General features: G+C 69.1%; 21 protein-coding genes. 14 read left to right on the top strand and 7 right to left on the bottom strand.

The features are described 5' to 3' along the window. Nucleotides 1-73: 73 nt before the first annotated feature. Together ACODSY_RS14550 and ACODSY_RS14555 are read left to right on the top strand one after the other, a co-directional pair. Nucleotides 74-646, top strand: coding sequence for a DUF2497 domain-containing protein (locus ACODSY_RS14550; protein WP_488952475.1), 573 nt, complete (start codon nt 74-76; stop codon nt 644-646). Nucleotides 647-855: 209 nt separating this feature from the next. After that, nucleotides 856-3522, top strand: a complete 2667-nt coding sequence (locus ACODSY_RS14555; protein WP_488952476.1) for a valine--tRNA ligase — start codon at nt 856-858, stop codon at nt 3520-3522. Between the two features lie 16 nt (nt 3523-3538). Here ACODSY_RS14555 and ACODSY_RS14560 read toward each other — a convergent pair whose 3' ends face one another. Then, complete coding sequence (locus ACODSY_RS14560; protein ID WP_488952477.1) at nt 3539-5599, bottom strand: TonB-dependent siderophore receptor; 2061 nt, start codon at nt 5597-5599, stop codon at nt 3539-3541. 183 nt (nt 5600-5782) lie between these two features. Between ACODSY_RS14560 and ACODSY_RS14565 the strand changes: the two genes are divergently transcribed. The 4 genes from ACODSY_RS14565 to ACODSY_RS14580 all read left to right on the top strand — a co-directional run bounded on the left by ACODSY_RS14565 (nt 5783) and on the right by ACODSY_RS14580 (nt 11442). Next, a complete protein-coding gene (locus ACODSY_RS14565; RefSeq protein ID WP_488952478.1) occupies nt 5783-7294 on the top strand; it encodes a S10 family peptidase in 1512 nt (503 codons plus the stop codon). 67 nt (nt 7295-7361) lie between these two features. Next, complete coding sequence (locus ACODSY_RS14570) at nt 7362-8867, top strand: S10 family peptidase (RefSeq protein ID WP_488952479.1); 1506 nt, start codon at nt 7362-7364, stop codon at nt 8865-8867. Between the two features lie 95 nt (nt 8868-8962). Further along, on the top strand, nt 8963-10717 hold the full coding sequence (locus ACODSY_RS14575) for a class I adenylate-forming enzyme family protein (RefSeq protein ID WP_488952480.1): 1755 nt from the start codon (nt 8963-8965) through the stop codon (nt 10715-10717). Beyond that, on the top strand, nt 10714-11442 hold the full coding sequence (locus tag ACODSY_RS14580; RefSeq protein ID WP_488952498.1) for a TlyA family RNA methyltransferase: 729 nt from the start codon (nt 10714-10716) through the stop codon (nt 11440-11442). Before ACODSY_RS14575 ends, ACODSY_RS14580 begins: the two co-directional genes overlap by 4 nt. Before the next feature lie 57 nt (nt 11443-11499). Here ACODSY_RS14580 and ACODSY_RS14585 read toward each other — a convergent pair whose 3' ends face one another. Continuing rightward, nucleotides 11500-12204, bottom strand: coding sequence for a glycine zipper 2TM domain-containing protein (locus ACODSY_RS14585; protein WP_488952481.1), 705 nt, complete (start codon nt 12202-12204; stop codon nt 11500-11502). 108 nt (nt 12205-12312) lie between these two features. Between ACODSY_RS14585 and ACODSY_RS14590 the strand changes: the two genes are divergently transcribed. After that, entirely contained in the window at nt 12313-13542 is a 1230-nt protein-coding gene (locus ACODSY_RS14590) for a class I SAM-dependent RNA methyltransferase (protein WP_488952499.1), read from the top strand. Nucleotides 13543-13621: 79 nt separating this feature from the next. On the opposite strand, the gene ACODSY_RS14595 is transcribed toward ACODSY_RS14590, so the two are convergent. Continuing rightward, the gene (locus ACODSY_RS14595; protein ID WP_488952482.1) at nt 13622-13807 is read right to left on the bottom strand and encodes a hypothetical protein; all 186 of its coding nucleotides are present in this window, start codon (nt 13805-13807) and stop codon (nt 13622-13624) included. 349 nt (nt 13808-14156) lie between these two features. Between ACODSY_RS14595 and ACODSY_RS14600 the strand changes: the two genes are divergently transcribed. Together ACODSY_RS14600 and ACODSY_RS14605 are read left to right on the top strand one after the other, a co-directional pair. Beyond that, the gene (locus ACODSY_RS14600; protein WP_488952483.1) at nt 14157-14354 is read left to right on the top strand and encodes a hypothetical protein; all 198 of its coding nucleotides are present in this window, start codon (nt 14157-14159) and stop codon (nt 14352-14354) included. Next, nucleotides 14351-14488 (top strand): hypothetical protein, encoded by a 138-nt coding sequence (locus ACODSY_RS14605; protein ID WP_488952484.1) that lies wholly within the window; start codon nt 14351-14353, stop codon nt 14486-14488. Before ACODSY_RS14600 ends, ACODSY_RS14605 begins: the two co-directional genes overlap by 4 nt. On the opposite strand, the gene ACODSY_RS14610 is transcribed toward ACODSY_RS14605, so the two are convergent. Continuing rightward, on the bottom strand, nt 14485-15588 hold the full coding sequence (locus tag ACODSY_RS14610) for a PA0069 family radical SAM protein (protein ID WP_488952485.1): 1104 nt from the start codon (nt 15586-15588) through the stop codon (nt 14485-14487). The two genes, ACODSY_RS14605 and ACODSY_RS14610, sit on opposite strands and share 4 nt — an antisense overlap. Nucleotides 15589-15665: 77 nt before the next feature. Between ACODSY_RS14610 and ACODSY_RS14615 the strand changes: the two genes are divergently transcribed. Continuing rightward, nucleotides 15666-16112 carry a hypothetical protein gene (locus tag ACODSY_RS14615; RefSeq protein WP_488952486.1) on the top strand — a complete coding sequence of 149 codons (447 nt, stop codon included), beginning with the start codon at nt 15666-15668 and terminating at the stop codon, nt 16110-16112. On the opposite strand, the gene ACODSY_RS14620 is transcribed toward ACODSY_RS14615, so the two are convergent. Beyond that, nucleotides 16020-17621 (bottom strand): lytic transglycosylase domain-containing protein, encoded by a 1602-nt coding sequence (locus ACODSY_RS14620; protein ID WP_488952487.1) that lies wholly within the window; start codon nt 17619-17621, stop codon nt 16020-16022. The genes ACODSY_RS14615 and ACODSY_RS14620 overlap by 93 nt on opposite strands. A gap of 75 nt (nt 17622-17696) precedes the next feature. Then, nucleotides 17697-18533, bottom strand: a complete 837-nt coding sequence (locus ACODSY_RS14625; protein WP_488952488.1) for a uracil-DNA glycosylase — start codon at nt 18531-18533, stop codon at nt 17697-17699. A gap of 88 nt (nt 18534-18621) precedes the next feature. Between ACODSY_RS14625 and ACODSY_RS14630 the strand changes: the two genes are divergently transcribed. The 4 genes from ACODSY_RS14630 to ACODSY_RS14645 all read left to right on the top strand — a co-directional run bounded on the left by ACODSY_RS14630 (nt 18622) and on the right by ACODSY_RS14645 (nt 24530). Further along, the gene (locus ACODSY_RS14630) at nt 18622-20028 is read left to right on the top strand and encodes a M48 family metalloprotease (protein ID WP_488952489.1); all 1407 of its coding nucleotides are present in this window, start codon (nt 18622-18624) and stop codon (nt 20026-20028) included. Nucleotides 20029-20141: 113 nt separating this feature from the next. Further along, on the top strand, nt 20142-21815 hold the full coding sequence (locus ACODSY_RS14635; protein ID WP_488952490.1) for an electron transfer flavoprotein-ubiquinone oxidoreductase: 1674 nt from the start codon (nt 20142-20144) through the stop codon (nt 21813-21815). Between the two features lie 65 nt (nt 21816-21880). Next, nucleotides 21881-23572, top strand: coding sequence for a tetratricopeptide repeat protein (locus ACODSY_RS14640; protein WP_488952491.1), 1692 nt, complete (start codon nt 21881-21883; stop codon nt 23570-23572). A gap of 40 nt (nt 23573-23612) precedes the next feature. Continuing rightward, complete coding sequence (locus ACODSY_RS14645) at nt 23613-24530, top strand: 4-(cytidine 5'-diphospho)-2-C-methyl-D-erythritol kinase (RefSeq protein WP_488952492.1); 918 nt, start codon at nt 23613-23615, stop codon at nt 24528-24530. Between the two features lie 178 nt (nt 24531-24708). Here the strand turns inward: ACODSY_RS14645 and ACODSY_RS14650 are convergent. Further along, a partial coding sequence (locus ACODSY_RS14650; protein ID WP_488952493.1) for an ammonium transporter occupies nt 24709-26142 on the bottom strand: 1434 nt, incomplete at its 5' end.

Genomic DNA, 26142 nt, shown 5'->3' on the forward strand with positions numbered 1-26142 from the left:
CTAGTCGGGAAATTGCAGGAACGGCCGCACACGCATAGGGTCTAGTCTGCAGACTCAACGCGGCGGCCGATTCATGTCCGAACAGACGTCCCAAGAACCGACGATGGAGGAGATTCTCGCCTCCATCCGCCGCATCATCTCGGAGGACGAGCAGCCTGCCGAGGGTGCGGCGCCGGTCGCCGAGCCGGAGCCGGTCGCCAAGGCGGCCGAGGCGCCGCTGCCGATTCCGCCGCCGGAACCCGAGCCCGAACGGGCCGCGGCGCCGGTGGAGGATTTCGGCGACGATGACGACAGCGACCTCGAGCTGACGCAGAAGGTCGAGACGCACGGCGACCTGGATTTCGTGGCCAACGATGCGCTGACCGAGCCCGCGCCGGAACCTGAACCGCCGCCCCCGCCCATGGCCGATCCGACGCCTCCGTCGGAGGGGCTGGTGAGCGAGCACGTGGCCGCCGCCGCGGCCTCGGCGTTCGGCCAGCTGTCGTCCGGCATCCTGATGCCCGCCGAAGGCCGCACCCTCGAGGACGTGGTCCGCGAGATGCTGCGCCCGTTGCTGCAACAGTGGCTCGACGCGAACCTGCCCGGCATCGTCCAGACGGCCGTCGAGGCCGAGGTCGAGCGTATCGCCCGCGGCCGGGTACGCTAGGCGCCATCCCTCCCTTGATGGGGAGGGACAGCTCGCCGGAGGCGAGCAGGGTGAGGAGGTGCTGATCCTCACCGACGCTCGAGTCCTGGCGCCACGCTTCCCCACCCTGGCCGCTCGCGCGGCCTGTCCCTCCCCATCAAGGGAGGGAAAGCTTCCGCTCATGACGGGGGCTGTGTATGCACGCCCCCTCACGCCCACGATTGCCCGACATGCTCGACAAGACCTTCGATCCCAAGACCGCCGAACCGCGCCTCTACGAGGCCTGGGAGAAATCCGGCCGCTTCGCGCCCACTGACGACCCGAACGCCGAGCCGTTCTCGATCGTCATCCCGCCGCCGAACGTCACCGGCTCACTGCATATCGGGCACGCGCTGAACAACACCCTGCAGGACGTGCTGATCCGTTTCGAGCGGATGCGCGGGAAGGCGGCCCTGTGGCTGCCCGGCACCGATCATGCCGGCATCGCCACCCAGATGGTCGTCGAGCGCCAGCTGGCCGAGGCCGGCAACCAGTCGCGCCGCGACATGGGCCGCGACGAGTTCGTGGCCAAGGTCTGGGAGTGGAAAGCCAAGTCGGGCGGCACCATCGTCAACCAGTTGCGCCGCCTTGGCGCGAGCTGCGACTGGAGCCGCGAGCGCTTCACCCTGGACGAGGGCCTGAGCGCCGCCGTCCGCAAGGTGTTCGTACAGCTCCATAAGGAAAAGCTGATCTACCGCGACAAGCGGCTGGTGAACTGGGACCCGCACTTTCAGACCGCCATCTCGGACCTGGAGGTCGAGCAGCGCGAAGTCGACGGCCACTACTGGCACTTCGCCTATCCGCTGGAGGACGGCTCGGGCGAGATCGTCGTCGCCACGACGCGGCCCGAGACGATGCTGGGCGACACCGCCGTGGCGGTGCATCCGGACGACGAACGCTACAAGGCGGTGGTCGGCAAGGCCGTGCGCCTACCCATCGTCAACCGCCCGATCCCGATCATCGCCGACGAATATCCCGATCCCGAAAAGGGCTCGGGCGCGGTGAAGATCACGCCCGCGCACGACTTCAACGACTTCGCCCTCGGCAAGCGCCACAACCTGCCGATGATCAACGTCTTCGACGACTTCGCGCGCATGAACGACAACGTTCCGCCGGAGTACCGGGGCCTTGACCGCTTCGCCGCCCGGAAGAAGGTGGTCGAGGAGTTCGAGCGCCTGGGCCTGCTGCGCGAGATCGAGAAGACCCGCCACACCGTCCCGCACGGCGACCGCTCGGGCGTGGTGGTCGAGCCCTATCTGACCGACCAGTGGTACGTGGCCGCCGATGTCCTGGCGAAGCCCGCCATCAAGGCGGTGGAGGAGGGCGATACCGTCTTCGTGCCCAAGAACTGGGAGAAGACCTACTTCGAGTGGATGCGGAACATCCAGCCGTGGTGCGTCAGCCGCCAGCTCTGGTGGGGGCACCGCATCCCGGCCTGGTACGGTCCCGACGGCAAGGCGTTCGTCGAGGAGACGGAAGCCGAAGCCCAGAAGAAGGCCGACGAGCACTACGGCCGCCCAACCCCGCTGCGCCAGGACGAGGATGTCCTCGACACCTGGTTCTCGTCGGGCCTGTGGCCGTTCTCCACCCTGGGCTGGCCCCAGGAGACCGACGACCTGCGTCGGTTCTACCCGACCCACACCCTGATCACCGGCTTCGACATCATCTTCTTCTGGGTCGCCCGGATGATGATGCAGGGCATCCACTTCACGGGTGAGGTCCCGTTCAAGCGGGTGTTCATCAACGCCCTGGTCCGCGACGCCACCGGGGCCAAGATGTCCAAGTCCAAGGGCAACGTCATGGACCCCCTGGAGTTGGTGGACGACTATGGGGCCGACGCCCTACGCTTTACGCTGACCGCCATGTCGGGCCAGGCGCGCGACATCAAGCTCTCGCGACAGCGCATTGAAGGTTATCGCAATTTCGGTACGAAGCTGTGGAACGCCACGCGCTTCGCCCAGATGAACGGCTGCGCCCGCGCCGAAGGGTTCGACCCGTCGCAGGTCAAGGTCGCGCTCAACCGCTGGATCGTGGGCGAGACGACCCGCACCGCCCAGGCCGTCACCGCCGCCCTGGCCGACTGTGGCTTCGGTGAGGGGACGGAACAGCTCTACCGCTTCATCTGGAACCAGTTCTGCGACTGGTACGTCGAACTGGCCAAGCCGCTGCTTACCGGCGACGACGCCGACGCCAAGGCCGAGACCCAGGCGACCGCCGCCTGGGTGCTCGACGTCATCTTGACCCTGCTGCACCCGGTCATGCCGTTCATCACCGAGGAGCTGTGGACCCAGACCCAGGACCTCGGCGCCAAGCGCCCGCACGCCGGCTTCCTGATGGTCGCGCCGTGGCCGGACCTGCCGTCGAGCCTGATCGACCCGGCCGCCGACGCCGAAATCGGCCTGATCGTCGAGGCGATCTCCGAGGGGCGCTCGGTCCGCTCGGGCCTCAACGTGCCGCTTTCGGCCAAGCCGCCACTGCTGGTGGTCGAGGCGACCGACGCCCAGCGGGCCACGCTCGCCGCCAACGCCGCCCAGATCGCCCAACTGTTGCGCGTGTCGGGCGTCGAGCCGGTGGACGCCGCGCCCGCCGGGTCGATCCCCTTCGTGGTCCACGGCGCCACCTTCGCTCTGCCGGTGGCCGAGTTCATCGACCTCGCCGCCGAGCGCGCGCGGCTGAGCAAGGAAGTCGGCGCCCTGGCCGGCGAGATCGCCAAGATCTCCGGGAAGCTGAACAACGCCGACTTCGTCTCCCGCGCGCCCGAGGAGGTGGTCGAGGAGAACCGCGAACGCCTGGCCGATGCGCAAGCCGCCCGGGACAAGCTGCAGGCGGCCCTGTCGCGCCTGAGCGGCGCCGCCTAACCGCGGGGGGGTCGCCTCAGAACTGCCGCCGGACGGTCGCCACGACCGTGCGCCGGACGCCCAGGAAGCAGTCTCCCCGCGCCAGGCAGGTGCTGTAGTAGCGTTTGTCGGTGAGGTTGGCGGCGTTGAGGCTGAACAGCCAGTCGCGCCAGCCGACCGCCGCATAGGCGTCACCGAGGGTGTATCCGGGCGTGCGGATGTCGCCCGAGACGTTGCCGCCCACATAGCGGACGCCGCCGCCCAGCCGCAGGCTCACCTCGTCGGTCAGCGGGAAAGTACGGGCCAGGAACATCGAGGCCTGCTGCTCCGGCACGTCCTCCAGCCGGCGGCCGATCTCGGCGGGCGTGTTGCTCCTGGCGATCTCGGTGTCGATGTAGGTGAGCGCGGCGGTGAGGTCGAACCCCTGGATCCGCGTCGCAGCCTCGGCCTCCACCCCTTTCAGCCGCGCCTCGCCGGTCTGGACCGAGAAGAACGGATTGACGGGGTCGTTGGTCAGCCGGTTGCGCTCCTTGATGTCGTAGGCCGCCAGGGTCAGAAGGCTGCCGGGCGCCACCTCCCATTTCACGCCGGCCTCCCACTGGCGGCCGCGTGTCGGCTTGAAGGGCTGGCCGGCGAACGTCGTCCCGGTCTGTGGCAGGAAGCTCTCGGAATAGCTCAGGTACGGCTTGAGCGTCGGCGTCAGCGCATAGGTGGCCGCCGCGCGGTAGGTGGTGGCCTTGTCCACCACGCCCGCGGTCTTAGTCCGGTCGCGGCGCACGCCCAGCAGAACTGAGAAGGGGCCGTAGGTCAGGGTGTCCTGCAGGTAGAAGCCCACCTGGCTCTGGCGCTCGGTGGCGTTCGGGAGACGGTCGGGGATCGTGTAGTTCCCATAGACCGGCGCGTAGGCGTCGATCGGCGTGGTCAGGCCCGACACGAACTCGCTCTTCTGGCGGTAGTGCTGATAATCGCCTCCCACCAGGACGTCGTGCCGCACGGCGCCGGTGGCGAATTTGGCCTGCGCGTGGTTGTCGGTCGCGAAGGTCCGGATCTCGGGATAGATCGCCCAGGTGTAGCGGTTCAGCAGCCGCCGGTCGGGGTCGATGAACGGGTTGGCGGGGTCCGTGTAGCTGTCCGGATAGATCGACTGGTAGTTCACGTCGGCGTCGAGCCAGCGGCTGTTGCTTCGCAGGGTGATCGCGTCGCTGACCCTGTGCTCGGCCAGGAAGCTGAGCGCCAGGGTGCGGGTGTCGTACTTCTCCCAATCGGGCTCGCTGAAGAACCGCGACGCGGGGAGCCGTCGGCCGGGCTCGGCGAAGATGGTCGCCGCCGACGGGGCGAAGGTCGAGATCGTGCCGCCCTGGTCCTTCTGATAGCGGCCGATCAGCGTCAGCGTCGTGGCCTCGGTCGGCTTCCAGGTCAGGGACGGGACCACCATGAACCGGTCGTCCGACACATAGTCCGTCTGGGTGTCGGAGCTGCGCGCCACCGCCACGATGCGGCCCGCCAGCGTGCCCGCCGCGTTCAGCGGGCCGGTGAAGTCCGCCGTGCCCTCGATCCGGTCGAACGTGCCATAGGAGACCGAGAGCTCGCCCGACGGCTTGAACTGCGGCCGCTTGCTCGTCTGGTTGATCAAGCCGCCTATTGCGCCCGCGCCATACAGCGAGCCGCTGGGGCCTTTAAGCACCTCCACCTGCTCCAGCATGCGGATATCGGTCCGCGGCATGTAGTAGCCGAAGGTTTGGCGCAGGCCGTCGAGATAGATCGGCGCCTCCACGCCGCGCACCATGCTGTAATCGGCGCGGCCGTCGTTGCCGTAGGCCTCGGCCGAGACGCCGGCGGTGTAGCGCAGTGTCTCCTGCAGGCTCTGGGCGCCGCGCTCGGTGAATTGGGCGTTGGTCACCACGCTGATCACCTGGGGTGTGTCGATGATCGCGGCGTCGCTCTTGCCGCCGACGGCCGTCCGCACCAGCTCGCCCTGCACCTCGACGCCTTCCAAGTAGGTGGGAGCGCCCGCCGCGCCGTCGGCCTCGTCGGCGAGGGCCGGCGCCGCGGCGAGGAGGGTGAGGGGAGAGACGAGGGACAGCAAACGGCGGCGCACGCAGAACTCCTGGATCTGATAATGCGAATAAGTCGCAGAAACGGGTCTTAGCTGCACGGCATGGGCCGAGCAAGTTCTTGCGAACGATTCTCAAACTGGCAGTGTGAGGCGCGACCTAGCGGTCTGGCGTGAGCGGGGGCGGCGCACTAGCCTGCCGGCTTGTCCGACTCTGGGGGCCTACACATGCACAGGCGAATGGTGATCTCGGCGCTGGCCGCCGGGCTCGGGCTGGCGGCTGCGCCGGCCCTGGCCGAAGAGGCTGGCAAGGCCGATCCGCCCAAGCTCGACCTGCCCAAGGACAAGATCGACCTGCCGAAATTCCCTGAGCCGGCCTCGGTGAAGCAGACCACGCGCATCGCAGGGAAGACGCTTACCTACACCGCCACCGTCGGCGGGCTGCCCGTGCGCGACGAGAAGGGCAAGGTTATCGCGGAGGTTGTGTTCACCGCCTACGTCCTTGACGCGCCGCGCGACGCCAAGCGCCCGGTGACCTTCGCCTTCAACGGCGGGCCCGGCGCCGCCTCGGTCTATCTGAACCTGGGCGCGATCGGCCCCAAGCGGGTGCAGTTCGGCGCCCAGGGCGACAGTCCGTCGGATTCCGCGGAGCTGGTCGACAATCCGGGGACGTGGCTCGATTTCACCGACATGGTGTTCATCGATCCCGTGGGCACGGGCTTCTCCCGTTCGCTGGTCGACAAGGAGGAGACCAAGAAGCGGTTCTACGGCATCGACGCCGACATCCAGTACCTCTCGCGGATCGTCTACGACTGGCTGCTCAAGTACGGCCGCATGGCCTCGCCCAAGTACGTGACGGGCGAGAGCTACGGCGGCTTCCGCGGCCCCAAGATCACCTACTATCTGCAGACCAAGCTGGGCGTCGGGGTGAATGGCGTGGTGCTGGTCTCGCCCTATCTGGAGCCGCCGGTCGATCTCTCCCCCGACTTCTCGCCCATGCCCTGGGTGTCCACGCTGCCGTCGATGGCCGCCTCGAACTACGAGCGCCAAGGCAAGGCGTTGTCGCCTGAGCTCATGGCCGACGTGGAGGCCTATGCCCGCGGCGAGTTCATGACCGATCTGATGAAGGGGCGGCGAGATCCCGCCGCGGTCGCGCGCATCGTCGAGCGGGTCACGGCCTACACGGGCCTGCCGCGAGAGTTCGTCGCCGTCTCAGGTGGGCGGATCGACAGCCGCGCCTACTTGCGCGAGCTCTATCGCAAGGAAGGCCGGATCGGCAGCTGGTACGACAGCAACGTCACCCAGGACGATCCCTTCCCCTGGTCGCCGACCGGCCGGCGCGGCGACCCGATCCTGGACGCCATCATCGCGCCCACCACCAGCGCCATGGTCGATTTCACCACGCGCGTGGTCGGCTGGAAGGTCGAGGCCCGCTACAACGCCCTGTCCGACGAGGTGGGCGAGAACTGGGAGAAGGGTGTCGAGCTCACCAGCGCGACCACCGACCTGCGGCAGGCGGTGGCCGCCGACCCCAAGATGAAGGTGCTCATCGTCCACGGCTACGACGACCTGAGCTGCCCCTACTTCATCTCGCGCCTGGTGATCGACCAGATGCCGATCAGCGGCGACCCGAACCGCGTGAAGCTGGCGCTCTACCCCGGCGGCCACATGTTCTACAGCCGCCCCGCCAGCCAGGCCTCGTTCCGCAGCGACGTGATGCAGGTGTTCGGCGCTCGCTGAGGCCCATCTCGACGCCACCCCGAACAGGCCCTAGCTTCGCCGCTTCATCGTTTCGGGGTGGTTTTACATGCATCGGCGTATGGTTCTGACGGCGGCGCTGGCCGCGGGGGTCGGCGCGGCTGTTCCGGCGTTCGCGCAGGACAAGGCCGACCCGGCGAAGCTGGACCTGCCCAAGGACAAGATCGACCTTCCGCCGTTCCCGGCCGACGCGTCGGTCAAGCAGGTCACCCGCGTGGCCGGCAAGACGCTGAACTACACCGCCACCGTCGGCGTGATCCCGGTGCGCGACGAGAAGGGCAAGAAGATCGCCGAGGTGGTCTTCACCTCCTTCATCCTGGACGGCCCGAAGAACCCCAGCCGTCCGATCACTTTCGCCTTCAACGGCGGCCCGGGCGCGGCGTCGGTCTACCTGAACCTGGGGGCGATCGGGCCCAAGCGCCTGCAGTTCGGCGCCCAGGGCGACAGCCCGTCCGATCCGCCGACCCTGGTCGACAATTCGGCCACCTGGCTCGACTTCAGCGACCTGGTGTTCATCGATCCGGTCGGCACCGGCTTCTCGCGCTCGCTGCTCCCGATGGACGAGACCAAGAAGCGGTTCTTCGGGGTGAAGGAGGACATCGCCTACCTCAGCCGCGTCGTTTACGACTGGCTGCTCAAGAACCAGCGGATGGCTTCGCCGAAGTACGTGGTGGGCGAGAGCTACGGCGGCCTGCGTGCGCCGGCCATCGGTCACTATCTGCAGCGGGAGATCGGCGTCGCGCCCGCGGGCATCGTCATGGTCTCGCCGGTGATCGACTATCGCGCCCGCGGCCACACCGACCTGTCTCCGCTGTCCTACATGATCACGCTGCCGTCGATGGCCGCCGCCAAGTACGAGCGCGAAGGCAAGCCGCTCACCCCGGAGACCCTGGCCGAGGTCGAGGCCTATGCCCGAGGCGAGTTCGTTACGGACATGCTGAAGGGGCAATCCGACCCCGCGGCCGTCAACCGGATCGTCGAGCGCGTGACCCGCTACACGGGCCTCGACCCCGCGCTGGTGCGGCGCATGGGCGGACGGATCGACACCCAGACCTTCCTGCGCGAGCTCTATCGCGACCAGGGCCGGATCGCCTCGATCTACGACGCCAACGTCACCGCCTACGATCCCTTCCCATGGGCGCAGAGCCGGCGGGCAGGGGACCCGATCCTCGACTCCATCGTGGCCTCGACCACGACCGCCATGGTCGACTTCACCACCCGCATCGTCGGCTGGAAGGTCGACGGCCGCTACGAGGCGCTGTCCGACAGCGTCAACGACAACTGGGCCAACCGCAGCCAGGCCGAGTCGGTGGAGGACCTGCGCCAGGCCTTGGCGGCGGACCCGAAGCTGAAGGTGCTGATCGCCCACGGCTACGGCGACCTGTCGTGCCCGTTCTTCGCTTCCCGCCTGATCATCGACCAGATGCCCCGCGAGGCGGGCGCCGCACGTACGACGCTGGCGCTCTACCCGGGCGGCCACATGTTCTACAGCCGGCCCGGCAGCATGGGCGCGTTCCGCACCGACGTGATGCGGCTCTTCGGCGCGGCCGGATAACGGCGGGACAAGTTTGCCTCTGACGCTAGGTTATGCTTGTTCACTTGAGCGACGCCCGGGCGGGGATCCGGGCGCGCCATAGGGAGAAGCGTTAGATGTCCGAGGCCGTTCTGCCGCCCGGTTGGCCTGCCATGTCGATCCAGCAGGCTCATGCGATACTGGGCCAACCCGGCCTGCCGACCGAGATCGTCGAGGAGACGATCCGTGGCGTGAAACTGAAGGTCTGGAAGAACCAGCCGCCGACCCTGCGCGCCGTCGCCGAGATGTCGAAGCTGCACGGCGACAAGGTGTTCCTCGTCTACGAAGACGAGCGCGTGACCTATGACGCCTTCCACCGCGCCGTCGCGAAGTTCGCGCGCGAGCTGCAGGCGCAGGGCGTCGAGAAGGGCGACCGCGTCGCGGTCATCATGCGCAACCTGCCGGAATGGGTGGTGGCCTTCTACGGGGCAGCCGTGCTGGGCGCGATCGTCACCCCGCTGAACGCCTGGTGGACGGGCCCCGAGCTGGAATACGGCCTCACCGATTCCGGGACCAAGGTCGCGGTGATGGACATCGAGCGCTACGACCGACTGGCCGAACACTTCGCCAACTGCCCCGAGCTGAAGCGGGTCTACGTCAGCCGTTCGGTCGACGAGATCGCCCACCCCTACGTCAGCAAGCTCGAGGACGTTCTGGGCGCGGCCGACGCCTGGGCGGCTCTGCCCGACGACGCGTTCCCCGAGGTGGACATCCACACCGACGACGACGCCACGATCTTCTACACCTCGGGTACGACGGGACGGCCCAAGGGCGCCCTCGCCACCAACCGCGCGGTCAACTGCAACATCTTCACGGCCGGCGCGGCCGGCGCCCGGGCGTTTCTCCGCAAGGGCGAACAGCCGCCGGCTCCCGATCCGGACGCCCCGCAGCGCGCAGCCCTGCTGTCGGTGCCGTTCTTCCACGTCACCGGTTGCTTCGCCGTGCTGAACCCCACCCTGGCGACCGGCGGCAAGCTGGTGCTGATGTTCAAGTGGGAGCCCATCCGCGCCTTCGAGCTGATCGAGCGCGAGAAGGTGTCCTCGGCGGGCGGCGTGCCGACGATCGCCTGGCAGCTCATCGAACACCCCGCGCGCGCCAACTACGACCTGTCGTCCCTGGAAGGCGTGTCCTACGGCGGCGCCCCCTCCGCGCCGGAGCTGGTGCGCCGCTTGAAGGAAGTGTTCCCGAAGTCGCAGCCGGGCCAGGGCTGGGGCATGACCGAGACCTGCGCGACCGTCACGTCGAACGCGGCCGAGGACTACCAGAACCGCCCCGACAGCTGCGGCCCGGCCGCGGCCGTCGCCGAGCTGCAGATCCGCGATCCCGCCGACGGCGTCACGGTCCTTCCGGCGGGCAGCGTGGGCGAGCTGTGGTCCAAGGGCCCGATGAACGCCAAGCTCTATTGGAACAAGCCCGAGCCGACGGCCCAGACCTTCGTCGACGGCTGGGTCCGCACCGGCGACCTGGCGCGGTTGGACGAGGAAGGCTTCTGCTTCATCATCGACCGGGCCAAGGACATGCTCATCCGCGGCGGTGAGAACATCTACTGCGTCGAGGTCGAGAACGTCCTCTATGACCATCCCGCCGTGATGGACGCCGCGGTGGTGGCCAAGCCGCATCGCATCCTGGGCGAGGAGCCCGCCGCGGTGGTGACCCTCAAGCCCGGCGCCGAAGCGACCGAGGCCGAGCTGCGGGCCCATGTCGCCGAGCGGCTTGCCGCCTTCAAGGTGCCCGTCCAGGTGAAGTTCTGGCACGAGACCCTGCCTCGAAACCCGAACGGCAAGATCCTGAAGAGCGAACTGAAGAAGCTCTTCACGGAAGAGAGCGCCTGAAGACCAGGGCCGACCTGCTGCTGGTGACGCGCGGCCTCTTCGAGAGTCGCGCGAAGGCCCGCGCGGCCATCGAGGCGGGCGGTGTCACGGCGGACGGGCGGCCTGTGACCAAGGCCTCGGAGCTGATCGCCGACGATGCCGTGGTCGAAGCGGTGGCGGCCCATCCCTGGGTCGGCCGCGGCGCGCTGAAGCTGGTCCACGCGCTGGATTTGTGGCCGGTGGCCGTCGAGGGTCGCGTGGTGCTTGACGTAGGCGCCTCGACCGGCGGCTTCACCGAGGTCTGCCTGGCGCGCGGCGCGGCGCGGGTCTACGCCGTCGACGTCGGCCGCGGTCAGCTTCATCCAAGGGTCGCGGCCGATCCGCGTGCGGTCAGCCTGGAGGCCGTCGACGCGCGCGACCTGACGGCGGCGCTGATCCCTGAGCCGCCCGGATTGGTGGTCACCGACGTCAGCTTCATCTCGCTCGCCAAGGCGGTACCGGCCGCCTTGGCCTTGGCGCGCGTCGGCGCCGACCTGATCGCGCTCGTGAAGCCGCAGTTCGAAGTGGGGCCAGCGAAGGTCGGGAAGGGCGGCGTCGTCACCGACCACGCGGCGCAGCTGGATGCGCTGGAAGCTGTGAAGGCCTTCTTGGGCGCTTCGGGTTGGACGGTCCGCGAAACCGCTGACAGCCCGATCGCGGGCGGCGACGGCAATCGCGAATTCCTGCTCTGGGCGACGAAGCCGTAGTCAAAGAAAAGGCCGCCCCGAAGGGCGGCCAAGGCGACACTCGACTTGGAGCTTGTGTCAGTCGACGACGGCGTACTTGCCGTTCGCATCGCGGCAGACGCGCACGAAGCGAGTCTGGGTGCGGCCGTCGGGCATATAGATCGGGCTCTCGGCCAGGGTGCAGCCGTCGGGCTCGGGCGGCCGTTCGGCGGCGCGATAGCGGTCGGCCGCACGGTCGTCGCGCCACGCGTCCTCGCGAGCCTGAGCGGCCGCCGAGTCGGCGTAGGCGTCGCGGTCGTAGTACCGGTCGGTCGAGGCCGCCGGCGGCGGGGGCGGCGCGTCGTTCGTGTAGTAATTGCCGGGCGAGGTGCAGGCGGCGCTCTTGTTGCCGACCACGCCGCCGACCACGGCTCCCAGGAGGCCGCCCAGCAGAGCGCCTTCGGTCCGGGCGTTGCGCGCCGCCGCGTTGGAGCCGATCACCGCGCCGGCGCCGCCGCCGAGCACGGCTCCCAGGGTGCCGCGCTGGGTCTGGTCGCGCTTGCAGGCGTCGTAGTAGTAGCCGGTCGTGGTCCGGGTGGTGTACGGACCCGGCGACTGGGCCAGCGCCGGAGCGCATGCGCCCAGCGCGATCACGCCGGCGAGCGCGGCGGCTGCGGCCTTGGCGATGGTGACCTGCGTGGACATTCGTATTCCCTCGATCTCGATGCTCTCGGTCGCGCTACGGCGACGCTTGCCGGCAAGATGCGGCCGCGAACCTGAACGGCCGTTGAGAATCTCGTTCATGTTCGTTCATTTTGGCTTAACCAAACCGGCCGCCTGGAGCCTCGCATGAGGTACCCGAAGCGCCGTCCGCAAAGCCGCCCCGATCCGCGTCCGCCCCCTGGCCCGCCGATCGAATTGGTCATCGACAGCGTGGGCGGGGAGGGCGACGGCGTGGCCGCCGGCCCGATCTTCGTGCCGTTCACCCTGCCGGGCGAACGCGTGCGCGCCCAGGGTTCGGGCGAGCGCCGCGAACTGCTGGAGGTGCTGGAACCCAGCGCCCAGCGGATCGAGCCGGTCTGTCCGCACTTCTTCGCCTGCGGCGGCTGCGCCCTCCAGCACTGGGACCATGCGCCCTACCTGGCGTGGAAGGTCGAGCGCCTGGTCGGCACACTCGCGCGCCAGCACATCGAGACCGAGATCCTGACGCCCTTCGCCGCCCAGCCCGGTACGCGCCGCCGCGTGGCGCTACACGCGCGCAAGGGAAGCGGCGAGGCCGCGCGCTTGGGCTACAAGGCGCGCAAGTCCTGGGACCTCGTGGACATCGCCGTCTGCCCGATCGCCGATCCGCATATCCAGGCCGCGCTGCCCGCGCTGAAGCGCCTGGCCGCGCCGCTGTTCGAGCATCCGAAGTCGGCGCCGACGCTGCACGTGACCCTCACCGACACCGGGCTCGACATCGACATCACCGGCGTCGAGGCCAAGAGCGGCGGCCTGTCCCCCGACGCTCGCATGCAGCTCGCCGAGCGGGCCGCGGAGGCCGACATCGCGCGTGTCACCCTGGCGGGCGAGATGGCCTACATGGCCCGCATGCCCCAGGTGCGGCTGGGGCCGGCGCGGGTGGCCCTGCCGCCAGGCTCATTCCTACAGGCCACGCCGGGCGCGGAGGCGGCCATGACGGCCTTCGTCGCCGATGCGGCGGCGGGCGCGAGCCGTATCGCCGACCTCTACTGTGGTGTGGGAACCTTCACCTTCCGGCTGGCCGAGATTGCGCCGGTCTACGCCGCCGACTTCGGACCTGGAACCGTCGCGGCCCTGACGGCGGCACTGGCGTCGGCGCCCGGGCTTAAGGGCGTCACCGCCGAGAGCCGCGACCTGGTCCGCCGCCCGGTGCTGGCGCAGGAGCTCAAGCACGTCGACGTCGCGGTCTTCGACCCGCCCCGTGCCGGCGCCGCCGAGCAGACGGCCGAACTGGCCGCGTCGAACGTGTCGAAGGTGATCGGGGTCTCCTGCAACCCCGCGACCTTCGCCCGGGACGCGCGCACCTTGCTCGACGCTGGCTTCACGCTCGAGCGCGTCCTGCCGGTGGACCAGTTCCTCTGGTCGGCACATGTGGAGTTGGTGGGGGTGTTTCGGCGCTAGCCGCCGCGCATCCGGTTGATCAACAGCGCAGCCAGCAGCACGATCATGGGCGCCACGAGGCCGATCATCGCCAATGTGTTCACTGGCCGCTGCCCAGCGGGTTGGGCGCGCGGGCCTGGCGGCGACCATGCAGACGCTCGCGCTCCTGGCGCAGGCGATCGACCTCCGCCGAGATGTCGGCGACGTCGGCCTGCAGTTGGGCGATCCGCGCCTTGAGGTAGGCGTTCTCGCGGGTCATCACCTCGACGGATTGGGGCTCGCTCATCAACGTCGCCGCAAGCCGAAGAGCGAGAGGGCGAGCGGAATCGCCGCCACCAACAGCACGCAGAGGACCGATGCGACGAACATCCATAGCTCCAGCGAACGCGGCCCAAGCGCTCGACATCGAGCGTGGTGGGCGAAGTTCAATATTGATATCGGTGTTAACCGCTGAATTACAATCGGTATAGGCAGTAATAATCGCAGAAAATCAGATTTGGGAAAATACTACCTCTCGCTGCGATCCATATCGATGAATTGATGGGATGATTTAAGCGAGCGCGTGATAAGTGTTCCGCCTTCGGACATTTCCCCAGCGCCATGTCGCATGGCGATGCGCCGGGCAGGAGGCGCGAATGAACTTGCTATCGATGATCTTCAAACCCGCGGCCGCCGACGCCGAGATCCGCGCCGAGATTTGGCGGCTGGGCGTGCGCCACGTCGGCTGGCCGCTCGAAGGCGCCCTGGCCGAACTCCGCGAACCCAACCTTTCCATGGACCGCACCGTCCTGCTGCGCGCCTGTGTCGAGAAACTGAGGCTGCAACAGTCATGACCTATCCGATGAAGAGCGGTCGCCCGCCCTATGTGCCGGCGGCCCACGGCGGCCTGTCCGACCCGCGGTCCACTGGCTCGACGCCGCAGTCGGCGCCCCGTCCCATGCTCACCGACCGTCGCAGCACGCGTTAGTCCGCCTCGAACAGGTCCAGCTGCCCGCCCGGGTGGGGCGGGACACGGAAGCGGGTGGCGTCGAGGCTGCCCCAGCCCTGGTCCAGGCCGTAGCGCTTCTTCGCCGCGGCGAAGCGGGTAGACATAAGGGCGGCGAGGGGGCCTTCGCCCTTCATCCGGCTGCCCCACTGGGCGTCGTAGTCCTTGCCGCCGCGCATCTGGCGGACCAGCGACATCACCCGCCGCGCGCGGTCGGGGTGGTCGGTTTCCAGCCACTCGCGGAACAGGTCCTTGATTTCCATCGGCAGGCGCAGGGCTACATAGCCCGCCCCCGACGCGCCGGCCTGGGCCGCTCCCTCCAAGACTGCCTCCATCTCATGGTCGTTCAGGCCCGGGATGCACGGGGCGAACATCACCGTCACCGGCACGCCGGCGCCCGTCAGCCGACGCACGGCGTCGATGCGCTTCTCGGGCGTGGCGGCGCGCGGCTCCATCGAGCGCGCCAGCTTGCGGTCCAGACTGGTGATCGAGATCGCGACGCGGGTGAGGTTCTGGGCCGCCGCCTCGGCCAGCAGGTCGAGATCGCGGACGATCAGCGCCGACTTGGTGATCACCGAGAAGGGATGCCGGAAGCGGACCAGCACCTCGATGACGCCCCGGGTGATCCGCAGCTTCCGCTCCTGCGGTTGATACGGATCCGTGTTGCCGCCGATATGGATCAGCTCCGGTACATAGCGGGCGTTCGACAGCTCCTTCTCCAGCAGCCGCGCCGCCTCCGGCTTGAAGAACAGCTTGGATTCGAAGTCGAGGCCCGGCGACAAGCCCATGTAGGCGTGGGCCGGGCGGGCGTAGCAGTAGATGCAGCCGTGTTCGCAGCCGCGATAGGGATTGATCGAAGCCGAGAAGCCGACGTCGGGGCTGTCATTGCGGCTGATGATGACCCTGGCCTTCTCGGCGCTGAGCGAGGTTTCGATCTGCTCGGGCTCCGGATCCTCCGTCGTCCACCCGTCGTCGAAGGTCTCCCGTTGCTGCGCCTCATAGCGACCGCTGGCGTTCGAGCGCGCGCCGCGCCCGCGGGGCCCGGGCGGTCTGGGGATCTGGGAGGTGAAGCCGGAAGACACTCCGCGACTCTATTGTCTTGCGCAGAACAAAACAAGAACCCTTGACGCCACCAGGGGAAGCACGATCTGTCGGACGGATGCTTTCGGTGATCATCGACGCGCGCGTGCAGGCGGACGGCCTGCCGACCCTGCTAGCTCAGCTCACCGCGGGCGCGGTCGACGGCCTGGTGCGTCAGGTGCTGATCGTGGCGGCCGACGGCCAGGCGGGCATCGACCACCTCTGCGAGGACATGGGCGCCGAGGCCCATCCGACTCTGGAGGCGGCCGCGCAGGGGGCTCGCGCCGACCAGTTGATGATCCTGCCGGGCGACTTCCGTCTGCGCGACGGCTGGATCAAGGCGATCGGGGGCCACCTCGCGCGGGGAGCGGAGCCGGCGGTGGTGTCAGGCTTCTCGGACGCGGGCCTGTTCGGCCGCCGGCCCTTTGGCGTGCTACTCGAACGCGGCCGTCTGCAGGGTCGCCGCGGCGCCGACCTGCAGCGGCTCCGCCGCGATCTGGGGCTGCGGGCTCGGCGCATCGGGTAGCCGGTCCAGCCGCACGTCGATGTGACGCGCGCCGCCGGCCAGGGCGTCCAGGGTGCGGGTTTCCTCGCCGAACATCCGCTTATAGGTCCAGTAGGCCGCCATGACCTTCTCGACGTAGTTGCGGGTCTCGAGCGCCGGCAGGCACTCGATGGTCAGCAGGGGGTCGTCCTGGCCCACCATGGCGGTGGTCTTCAGCACGGCGCCGGGGCCGGCGTTGTAAGCGGCCACCACGTGCAGGATGTCGCCGCCGACGCCGCGATCCATCAGGTAGCCCAGGTAATCCTGGCCGGCCCGCAGATTGGTGGCGGCGTTGAACAGCACCTTCGGGCGCTTGCGATAGATGTTGTCTCCGGTGGCCAGCGCCGCCGAGGCGGGCATGAGCTGCATCAGGCCCATGGCGCCCACGGGCGAGACGGCCATTGGATTGAAGCCGCTTTCCTGGCGCACGATGGCGTAGACCAGCGCCTTGTCGACCGTGAAGCCGTACTTGGGCTCGAGCGGCGGGGCCTGGTAGTCGCCCAGGCTCAGATACTGTGGCTTTTGCAGGCCGGAGGAGGGGGCGGGGCCAAGGTCGGCGAGCATGGCCGACCAGGCCTTGCGGTCATCGCCGTTGCGAGCGAGCGCCAAGCCGGCGCGCAGCTCCTGCCGGGCCTCGTCGAGGCGGCCGATCTGGGCCAGGGCGGCCGCGCGGTGAGCGCGCGGGTCGCGCTGGAGCAGGTTGACCTTCGGCGGCTCGGGCGCCCGGAAGGAGGCGGGGATGAACTGGCCTGTGTTGGCGCTGGCCATCGTCATCTGGACCTGGCGCTCGGCGATCATGCCGTAGAAGGTCTGCGGAGCCTGGGCGGCCAAGCGCAGGAAGGCGTTGGCGGTGGCGGTGTCGCCCAACGCCACGGCCGAGCGAGCGGCCCAGTAGGCGCCGGCGGCGCGCATCCAGGGGTCGCTCTCTTCGTCGCGGGCTACCTGCGCGAAATAGTCGTGGGCCTGGCCGTAGTCCTGCAGGCGCCAGGCGGCGAGGCCGGCGATCCAGCGTTCGCCGACGTTCACGGCCAGCTCGAACGCGGCGCGGGCGTCGCCGGAATAGAAGGCTTCGCGGGCCGGGCGGGTGATCTCGCTGCGCGTGGTGTCGACCAGCGCCACTTCGGGCGTGGGCAGCGGCACGGCGTCGGCAGGGCGGCGCTTGGCGGCCAAGGAGAAGACGCGGTCGGCCAGCGGCAGGTCGCGGAACTTGGCCAGCCAGCCCGACAGTTCCTCGAAACTGGCCTTGTGCGCGCTGGGATGCATCAGCGCACGGAACGAAAGGTAGCCGTCGAGCGATTTATCATGGATCGCGGCGGCCTCGAGCTGGGCGCCCACGAAGTCACCCTGTTCCACGGCCTGGAAGGCTGCGGCGTAGGCACGCGCGTCGGTGTCGGTGAGGGCCTTCGACGATTCGGCGGCAGCAACGCTGGCAACCGAGGCGGCGGCGACGAGGGACAATACCCCGACGCGCAGGCGCTTTTTGAGCGTCATGAGGTCTTTTTGGCGTGACAGGACTAACGCCTGTTGAACGCCAACCCCTTTTTTCCGAGTCCCAAGTCCGGGACGCTAGAGGGGCCTTTCCGGACGATCAAGCCTTTCCGTGAGCATCAGAAGATCGCTCCACGCCCTTTTTTTCGCGCCGGGCTGGCGCAGGAGGAAGGCCGGATGAAGTGTCGGCATCGCCGGAAGTTCGATCGAGCCGTCCTCCGAGCGCCACTCGAACCAGCGGCCGCGCAGGGAGAGAATCCCTTCCTCGCGCTTCAGCACCGACTTCGCCGAGGCGCCGCCGGCCAATAACAGCATTCTCGGCTGCACGAGTTGGATGATGCGCTCCAGGAAGGGTGCGCAGATGGCCTGTTCGGCGGGCGTGGGCGTGCGGTTGCCGGGCGGGCGCCAAAAGACGGTGTTGGTGATCAGTACCCTGTCGGTCAGGCCGCCCGCGGCCAGCATCCGGTCGAGCAGCTTGCCCGCCCGGCCCACGAACGGCTCGCCGCGGGCGTCCTCGTCGGCGCCGGGGCCTTCGCCGATCACCAGCAGGGGCGCCTTGGGATCGCCGCGATAGACGACCGCCTTGGTGGCCGCGCCCTCGAAGCGCAGGGGGCAGCCTTCGAACGTCGCGATCGCCGAGACGAGGGCGTCGAGATCTTCCGCCGCGGCCGCCAGCGCGCGGGCCTGCGCCATGGCGGGACCGAAGTCGGCTTGCGCCCCGCCGAGCGCGCGGGCGGCCGGGGGCGGGGCCAGCGCGACGGTCGGCGCGGCCGGGCGGACCGGCGGCATGATCTTACCGGCCTCGATCCGGTCGACGGCCTCGTCCAGCAGCATGGCGTCGACGCCCGCATCCGCCCAGAAGGCGAGCAGGCTTTCGGCGACGGCGGCGTCGAAGGGTTCGGCGGCGGCCGACATTCCCTGGGTTCACTCCCGGTGAGGCTTGCGTCACTCTTGGCGCGTCGGAGCGGGCTTGTCAGCCCGGAATGGGGAGATCGCGGTCGCCATGAGGAGGTTCGCCTGGCTTGCGGCCGCCGGCGTGCTCGCCGCATCCTCAGCGGCGGCTCAGCCCGCCCGCGAGCATCGCGAGATGATCGCCGAACTTGGCGGGACCTATCTCGGGCCCCAGGCGGACTACGTACAGCGGATCGGTGAGCGGATGGCCCAGGCCGCCGGCATGCGCCAGCCCTGCGTCTTCACGGTGGTGGATTCCGAGGTCGTCAACGCCTTCACCGCTCCCCCGGGGTGCTACGTCTACATTACCCGCGGCCTGCTCGGCCTCGTGAACTCCGAGGCCGAGCTGGCGGCCGTGCTTGGCCATGAGCTTGGGCATGTGGCCGCCAACCATGCCATCCGTCAGCAGAACACCGAGGCGATGGGCAGCCTGGCCGCGGTGCTGATCGGGGCGGCCACGAAGTCGAACTTCGCGGGCAAGGTCGCTGGCCGCGTCGCGAAACTTGGCGCCCTCGGCTATTCGCGGAACCAGGAGTATGAGGCCGACAGCCTGGCGCTCACCTACCTGCCGGCGGCCGGCTATGCGCCGGAGGGGCTGACGCGCGTGCTGGACGACCTGCAGCGCGAAGGCGAGTTCACGGCGCGCGAGACCGGCCAGTCCGAGCGCAGCGTGGCGCCCTGGATGAGCACCCATCCCCTGACCACAGACCGGATCAAGCGCGCCTCGGCGCTTGCGGCCAAGAGCCCCGCGCAGGAGGGTCTGATCGTCGACGAGGGAAGCCTGATGGCCTCGCTGGATGGCTTGCCCTACGGCGAGGGCGGGGGGACGCACGGCTATGTGGAGGGGGGCAGCTACGTCCAGCCGCAGCTGGGCATCCGTTTCGATGCGCCGCGAGGGTTCCAGATCGCGCGCCAGCCTGACGCGGTGCAGATCACGGGGCCGCGACTGACCCTGGCCGAGTTCTCGGCGGGCCGGGCCACCGAGACCCAGCTCGAAGGCTACGCGCGGCAACTCATGCAGACCGTCGTGAAGAGCGGCCGCCATGAAATGGGGCAGGCGCAGCGGACCCGCATCAACGGGTTGACGGCGGTGATCCTTCCGGCCCGGGCGACCTCGGGCGGAGAGCCGGTGGACCTGACGGTGGTGGCCTACGCCGCGGGCGGCGACGCGGCCTACAGCTTCATCGCCATGACGCCGGCGGGGCAGGCGGGCGCGTTCGACCCGATGTTCGACTCGTTCCGCCGCCTGTCGGATCGCGAGACCGGGGGCGCCTCGGCGGGCAGCCGCATCGCCGTGATCGAGGTGAAGCCGGGGGACACGGCCGAGAGCATGGCTCGGCGCATGTCCTCGGGCGGCGACCGCCTGGGGCGATTCCTGATGCTCAATGCGTTGGAGCCTGGCGAGCCCCTGCGACCGGGCTCGCAGGTGAAGCTCGTGGTCGACGCCGGCCGCCGCTGATGCTCGCGCGACGCGTTCGCGCTTGACCCACCGGGCGTGACCTCCCGATAAGACCCCATAACGCGAGCATCGGGCGGCGGGGGCTGACCGGTGACGGACCGAAGGGGATCACGATGAGCGAAGACGTCGGCCAGGAAGCCATCCAGCGCGAGGCCATGGAATACGACGTCGTCATCGTCGGCGCCGGCCCCTCGGGTCTGGCGGCCGCGATCCGGCTGAAGCAGCTCAACGCCGACGTCACCGTGGCGGTCCTGGAAAAGGGCGCCGAGGTGGGCGCGCACATCCTGTCGGGCGCCGTGATCGATCCCAAGGGAATCTCCGAACTGCTCCCCAACTGGAAAGAGCTGGGCGCTCCGCTGGAGACCCCGGTCACCAAGGACGAATTCATTCTGCTGGGCCCGCAGGGGAGCATTTCGCTGCCGATGTGGGCGATGCCGCCCTACATGAACAACCACGGCAACTACATCGCCTCGCTGGGCAACGTCTGCCGCTGGCTGGCCGGTCAGGCCGAGGCGCTGGGCGTCGAGATCTATCCGGGCATGGCCGCCTCCGCGCCGGTCTTCGATGGCGACACCCTGGTCGGCGTCGTTGCGGGCGAGTTCGGCCTCGGCAAGGACGGCAAGCCGGGCCCGAACTACGAACCCGGCATGGAACTGCGCGGCAAGTACGTCTTCATCGGCGAAGGTGTCCGCGGCTCGCTCGCCAAGGTGCTGCGTCGGAAGTACGACCTGAACAAGGGCGCCGACGTCGAGAAATACGGCATCGGCATCAAGGAGCTGTGGCAGGTCCCCGACGCGGTTTTCCAGCCCGGCCTCGCCACCCACACCACGGGCTGGCCGTTGGACGACAAGTCCGGCGGCGGCAGCTTCATGTACCACTTCGGCGACAACCTGGTGGCCGTCGGCTACGTCGTGCACCTTGGCTACAAGAACCCTTGGCTGTCGCCCTTCGACGAGTTCCAGCGGTTCAAGCACCACCCCGAGGTGGCCAAGCATCTCGAGGGCGGCAAGCGCATCGCATATGGCGCGCGCGCCATCAGCGAGGGCGGCCTGCAGTCGATCCCCAAACTCTACTTCCCGGGCGGCGTCCTGCTGGGCGACAGCGCGGGCTTCGTCAACGTGCCCCGCATCAAGGGCAGCCACGCCGCGATCAAGTCGGGCATCATGGCCGCCGAGGCCGCCTATGAGGCGCTCCAGGCCGGCCGGCAGGGCGACGAGCTGGTCGCCTACAAGACGGCCTTCGACGGCTCCTGGCTGAAGAAGGAGCTGTACAAGGTCCGCAACGCGAAGCCGATCCTTTCGAAGTTCGGCACCAAGCTGGGCGGCTTCCTCGGCATGTTCGACATGTGGACGGCACAGCTGTTCGGCGGCTTCTCGTTCTTCGGCACCTTGCACCACGGCAAGAGCGACGCCGAGGCCACCGGGAACGCCAAGGACTACAAGCCGATCGTCTATCCGAAGCCCGACGGCGTGCTGAGCTTCGACAAGCTGTCCAGCGTCTTCCTGTCGAGCACCAACCACGACGAGAGCCAGCCGGCGCACCTGCATCTGCGGGATCCATCGATCCCGATCTCGGTGAACCTGCCCAAGTACGGCGAGCCTGCTCGGCTCTACTGTCCGGCCGGCGTCTACGAGGTGCTGTACGACGAGCAGGGTCAGAACCCGAAGTTCCAGATCAACTTCCAGAACTGCGTCCACTGCAAGACCTGCGACATCAAGGATCCGTCGCAGAACATCGACTGGACGACGCCGCAGGGCGGGGACGGGCCGAACTATCCGAACATGTAGTCGCCGCATTCGCCTGTGACGACAGCGCGCTTGCGGCGGAGCCTCCGCGCGCCCAGAGTCTAGCCATGCGTCGTACCCTGCTGCTCGCCTTCGCCGCCCCCGTGATCGTGCTGGGCGGCTGCGCCACCCGTCAGCAAACTGAGGAACAGCCCCTGGGCGCGCCTGCGGCCGCCGACAGCGCCTACGGCATGTTCCTTGCCGGCAGCGCGGCCCTGCAGGAAGGACGCAACGGCGACGCCGCGCGATTCCTCGAACTGGCCCGCAGCCAAAGCGGCGACGATCCGGCGGTGACGGGACGCGCCTTCGACGCGGCCCTGGCGGCCGGCGATATCCAAAAGGCGGCGCTTCTGGCGCCGGACGGACCGACGGCTTCGGAACCCAGCAAGCGCATGGGCCGTCTGGTCAAGGTCGTCGCGGCCTTAAACGACGGCAAGGGCAAGGTCGCAAAGGCGGAACTCGGCGCCGACGGCATCGGCTTCCCGCATCGCGCGGCCGCCGCCCTCTTGGGGCCCTGGGTCGCCGCCGCAGCCGGGGACGCGGAGGGTTCGCTGGTGCGGCCGCAACTGCGCGGCGACGCCGGCGTGGACTACTTCGGACAGATCGGCCAGGCGCACCTTTTCGAGCGCGCCCGGCGCTACGACGAGGCCGAGACCGACTTCAAGGCCGTGACGGCCAGCGAAAACCCGAGCGAGATCGCCGTGACGGCCTACGGGGCGTTCCTGGAACGCCGTGGCCGGCGGCCCGAGGCCCTCGCGCTCTATGACGCGGCGCTGAAGCGGAATCCCTCCAACCTCGGCCTGAAGGCGGCGCGGGCCCGCGCCGCGTCCGGAAAGTCGGCGCCGGCCATGCCGACGATCAAGGAGGGCGCCGCGTTCGCCCTGCTCGCGCCGGCCGCGACCATGATCAGCGCCAAGCAGGAAACCGTCGGCCAGGGCTACTTGCGGATGGCCCTGCTGCTGGACCCTCAGCGCAACGACGCCTGGCTGATGCTGGGCGACCTCCTGCAGCAGAACGGCGACGTCGAGGGCGCACGCGTCGCCTATTCCAAGCCGAGGCCCAACTCGGCCGAATTCCCCGCCGCCCAGGCCAAGCTGGCGTGGAGCTATCAGAGCGCCGGCGACAAGGAAGGCGCCATGAAGCTGGCCCGGACGGGCGCCGCCACCGGCGACCCCGAAGCCCGGACTACCCTTTCGGACCTGCTGCGCGCGAACGAACAGTATCCCGAGGCGATCGAGATCCTGAACGGCCTCATCGCCGAGGCCAAGACGCCCGACTGGCAGCTCTACTACGCCCGCGGCCAGGCCTATGAACGCTCGGGCCACTGGAAGGAGGCCGAGGCCGACCTGGTCCAGGCGCTGAAGCTGCGGCCGGAAGAGCCCGAGCTGCTGAACTACCTGGGCTATGCCTGGATCGATCGCGGTGAGCGGCTGGAAGAGGCGATGGGCATGGTGGAGAAGGCGGTCGCCGCCAATCCCCGCTCGGGCGCCGTCGTCGATAGCCTGGGCTGGGCGCACTTCCGGCTGGGCGACTATAAGAAGGCCGTCGAGGTGCTGGAACAGGCGGTCGAGCTCGAAGCCGGCGACCCCGAGATCAACAACCACCTGGGCGACGCCTACTGGATGGTTGGGCGCAAGGACGAGGCAGGGTTCCAGTGGCGCCGCGTCCTGACGCTGAAGCCGGACGACAAGATCAAGGCCGACGCCGAGAAGAAGCTGGCCACGGGCCTAGGCCCGCAGCCGAGGCTCGCCGGGCAGTAATGCCGGCCACGGCCATTCGCCCGAATGGCCGCTCTCTTGCTTGGAGTGCGTCCTGATCGCAAAACCGGCATCCACTTTCGCGGGACGCAGTCGCCTCGCGCCGGCGAAGGTCAACCTCTTCCTCCACGTCGGCGCGCCGGCGGCCGACGGCTACCATCCCGTCTGCAGCCTGATGGTCTTCGCCGATATCGGCGACCGCGTGGCCATGGAGTTGGGCGAGGGGAGCCTGACCGTCAGCGGTCCCTTCGCGAAGGGACTGGGGTCGGAGGCCGACAATCTGATCTTCCGGGCCGTGCGAGCGTTCGTGGCCGAGCTGGGGCGCCCGATGGCCGAGTTCAAGATGGCGCTCGACAAGCAGCTGCCGGTGGCCAGCGGTTTGGGCGGCGGCTCCAGCGACGCCGGGGCTGCGCTGCGCCTGATCCGCGACGTCTTCGCGCCGCAGATCGACGACGCGCGGCTGGAGAAGGTGGCCGCCAGCCTGGGCGCCGACGGTGCCGCCTGTCTGTGGGGTCGCCCGGTGATCGCGGAGGGCAGGGGGGAGCGTCTGTCGCCCGCCCCGGGCCTGCCGGCGCTGCCGGCGGTGCTGGTGAACCCAGGGATCGCGGTCTCGACACCGGCCGTCTATCGCGCCCTGGACACGTCCCGCGCCTTCGGTGACGTGACCCGGCCGTCGCTGCCCCAGGCTTTCGAGAGCCCGGAAGAGGTCGCCGCCTGGCTGGCGGGCCTGGGCAATGACCTCGAGACGCCGGCCATCGCGGTGGCGCCCCAGGTGGGCACGGTCCTGGCGACGCTGCGCGAAGAACCCGAGGTCTTGCTGGCCCGCGTCTCTGGTTCCGGCGGCACCTGCTTCGCCCTCTGCGCCGATGACCTCGCCGCCGAGACCCTGGCCGAGCGGATCGAGGCCATGGCGCCTCACTGGTGGGTCCGGCGCTGCCGGCTGGGCGGGCCCTGGGAATAATAGGCTCCAACGAAAACGGGGGCCCCAAAGGACCCCCGTTCACCACCCCACTGACGCCCGGCCCGGAAGCCGGACGCCCTCTCCCCCAAGAGCCCCGGACGCGCACAGCGCGTCCTAGTGCGGTTTGGCGAGCCTTCCGGCCCGGGTCCGGGTGGAGACCACCCGGCCCGGGAAGGCTCTAAGAGTGGTAGGCCCGTTCGCCGTGCTCGACGATATCCAGGCCCTCTTCCTCGGCTTCCGGCGAAGACCGCAGGCCGACGGTGTACTTGATGATGAAGAAGACGATGCTGGAGGCCACCGCCGACCAGACGACCGCCACCGCCACAGCCTTCAGCTGCGTGATGAACTGACCCGCCATGGTGTAGCTGGCCAGGGCGTCGCAGGTTGAGATGTCTCCGTCCGCCGCGCAGGTCGTGTAGTCCACGATGCCCGCGCCGCCCAGCGAAGCGGCCACCAGGATCCCGGTGCCCAGCGCGCCGACGATGCCGCCGACCGCGTGGATGCCGAAGGCGTCCAGGCTGTCGTCGTACTTCAGGGCGTTCTTCACGAACGAGCAGAAGAAGACGCAGATCGGAGAGACGATCAGGCCCAGGACCAGGGCGCCCATCGGGCCGGCGAAGCCGGCGGCGGGGGTGACGGCCACCAGGCCGGCGACCAGGCCCGAGGCCATGCCGAGCAGCGAGGCCTTCTTCCGCGTCACCCACTCGGTCATCGCCCAGGAGAAGCCCGCCGCGGCGGTGGCGATGAAGGTGTTGACGACGGCCAGGGCCGCGTAGCCGTTGGCTTCCAGGTTGGAGCCGGCGTTGAAGCCGAACCAGCCCACCCACAGCAGGCCGGCGCCCACCAGGGTCAGGGTCAGGGAGTGCGGCTGCATCGGCTCGGAACGATAGCCCTTGCGGGGGCCCAGGATCAGGGCGCCCATCAGGGCGGCGACGCCCGCGTTGATGTGCACCACGGTGCCGCCCGCGAAGTCCAGCGCGCCCCAGCCCCAGAGCAGGCCGGATTTCACCGGCGCGGTCGGAGCCGTCGCGATGGCGTCCGGACCCGGCCACCACCAGACCATGTGCGCCATCGGATAGTAGGACAGCAGCGGCCACAGGACCGCGAAGATCACCACGGCGCCGAACTTCATCCGCTCGGCGACCCCGCCCAACACCAGGCAGGCGGTGATGGCGGCGAAGGTCATCTGGAAGGCGATGAAGGCCAGTTCCGGAATGTAGATGCCGGTGGAGAACGTCGCCGCGTTGGAAGCGGGTGTCACGTCCTTGAGGAACAGGCGTCCCGCGCCGCCGACGAAGGTGTCGAGGCCGCCGCCGTCCGTGAAGGCCAGGCTGTAGCCGTAGGTTACCCAGGCGATCATGCCGATCACGCAGACGGTGGCCGTCTGCATGAGCATCGACAGCATGTTCTTCTGGCGGACCAGGCCGCCGTAGAACAGCGCCAGCCCCGGCAGGATCATCAGCAGCACCAGGATGGCGGACACCATCATCCAGCCGGTGTCGCCCTTGTCGACGGTCTGTGCCGGAGCAGCCGGCGCCGCGGCAGGCGCAGCCTCGGCTGCGGCCGGCGCCGGCGCGGCTTCAGCGGCCGGAGCGGCGGCTTCCGCCACGGG

The sequence above is a fragment of the Phenylobacterium sp. FG114 genome, assembly GCF_057809855.1.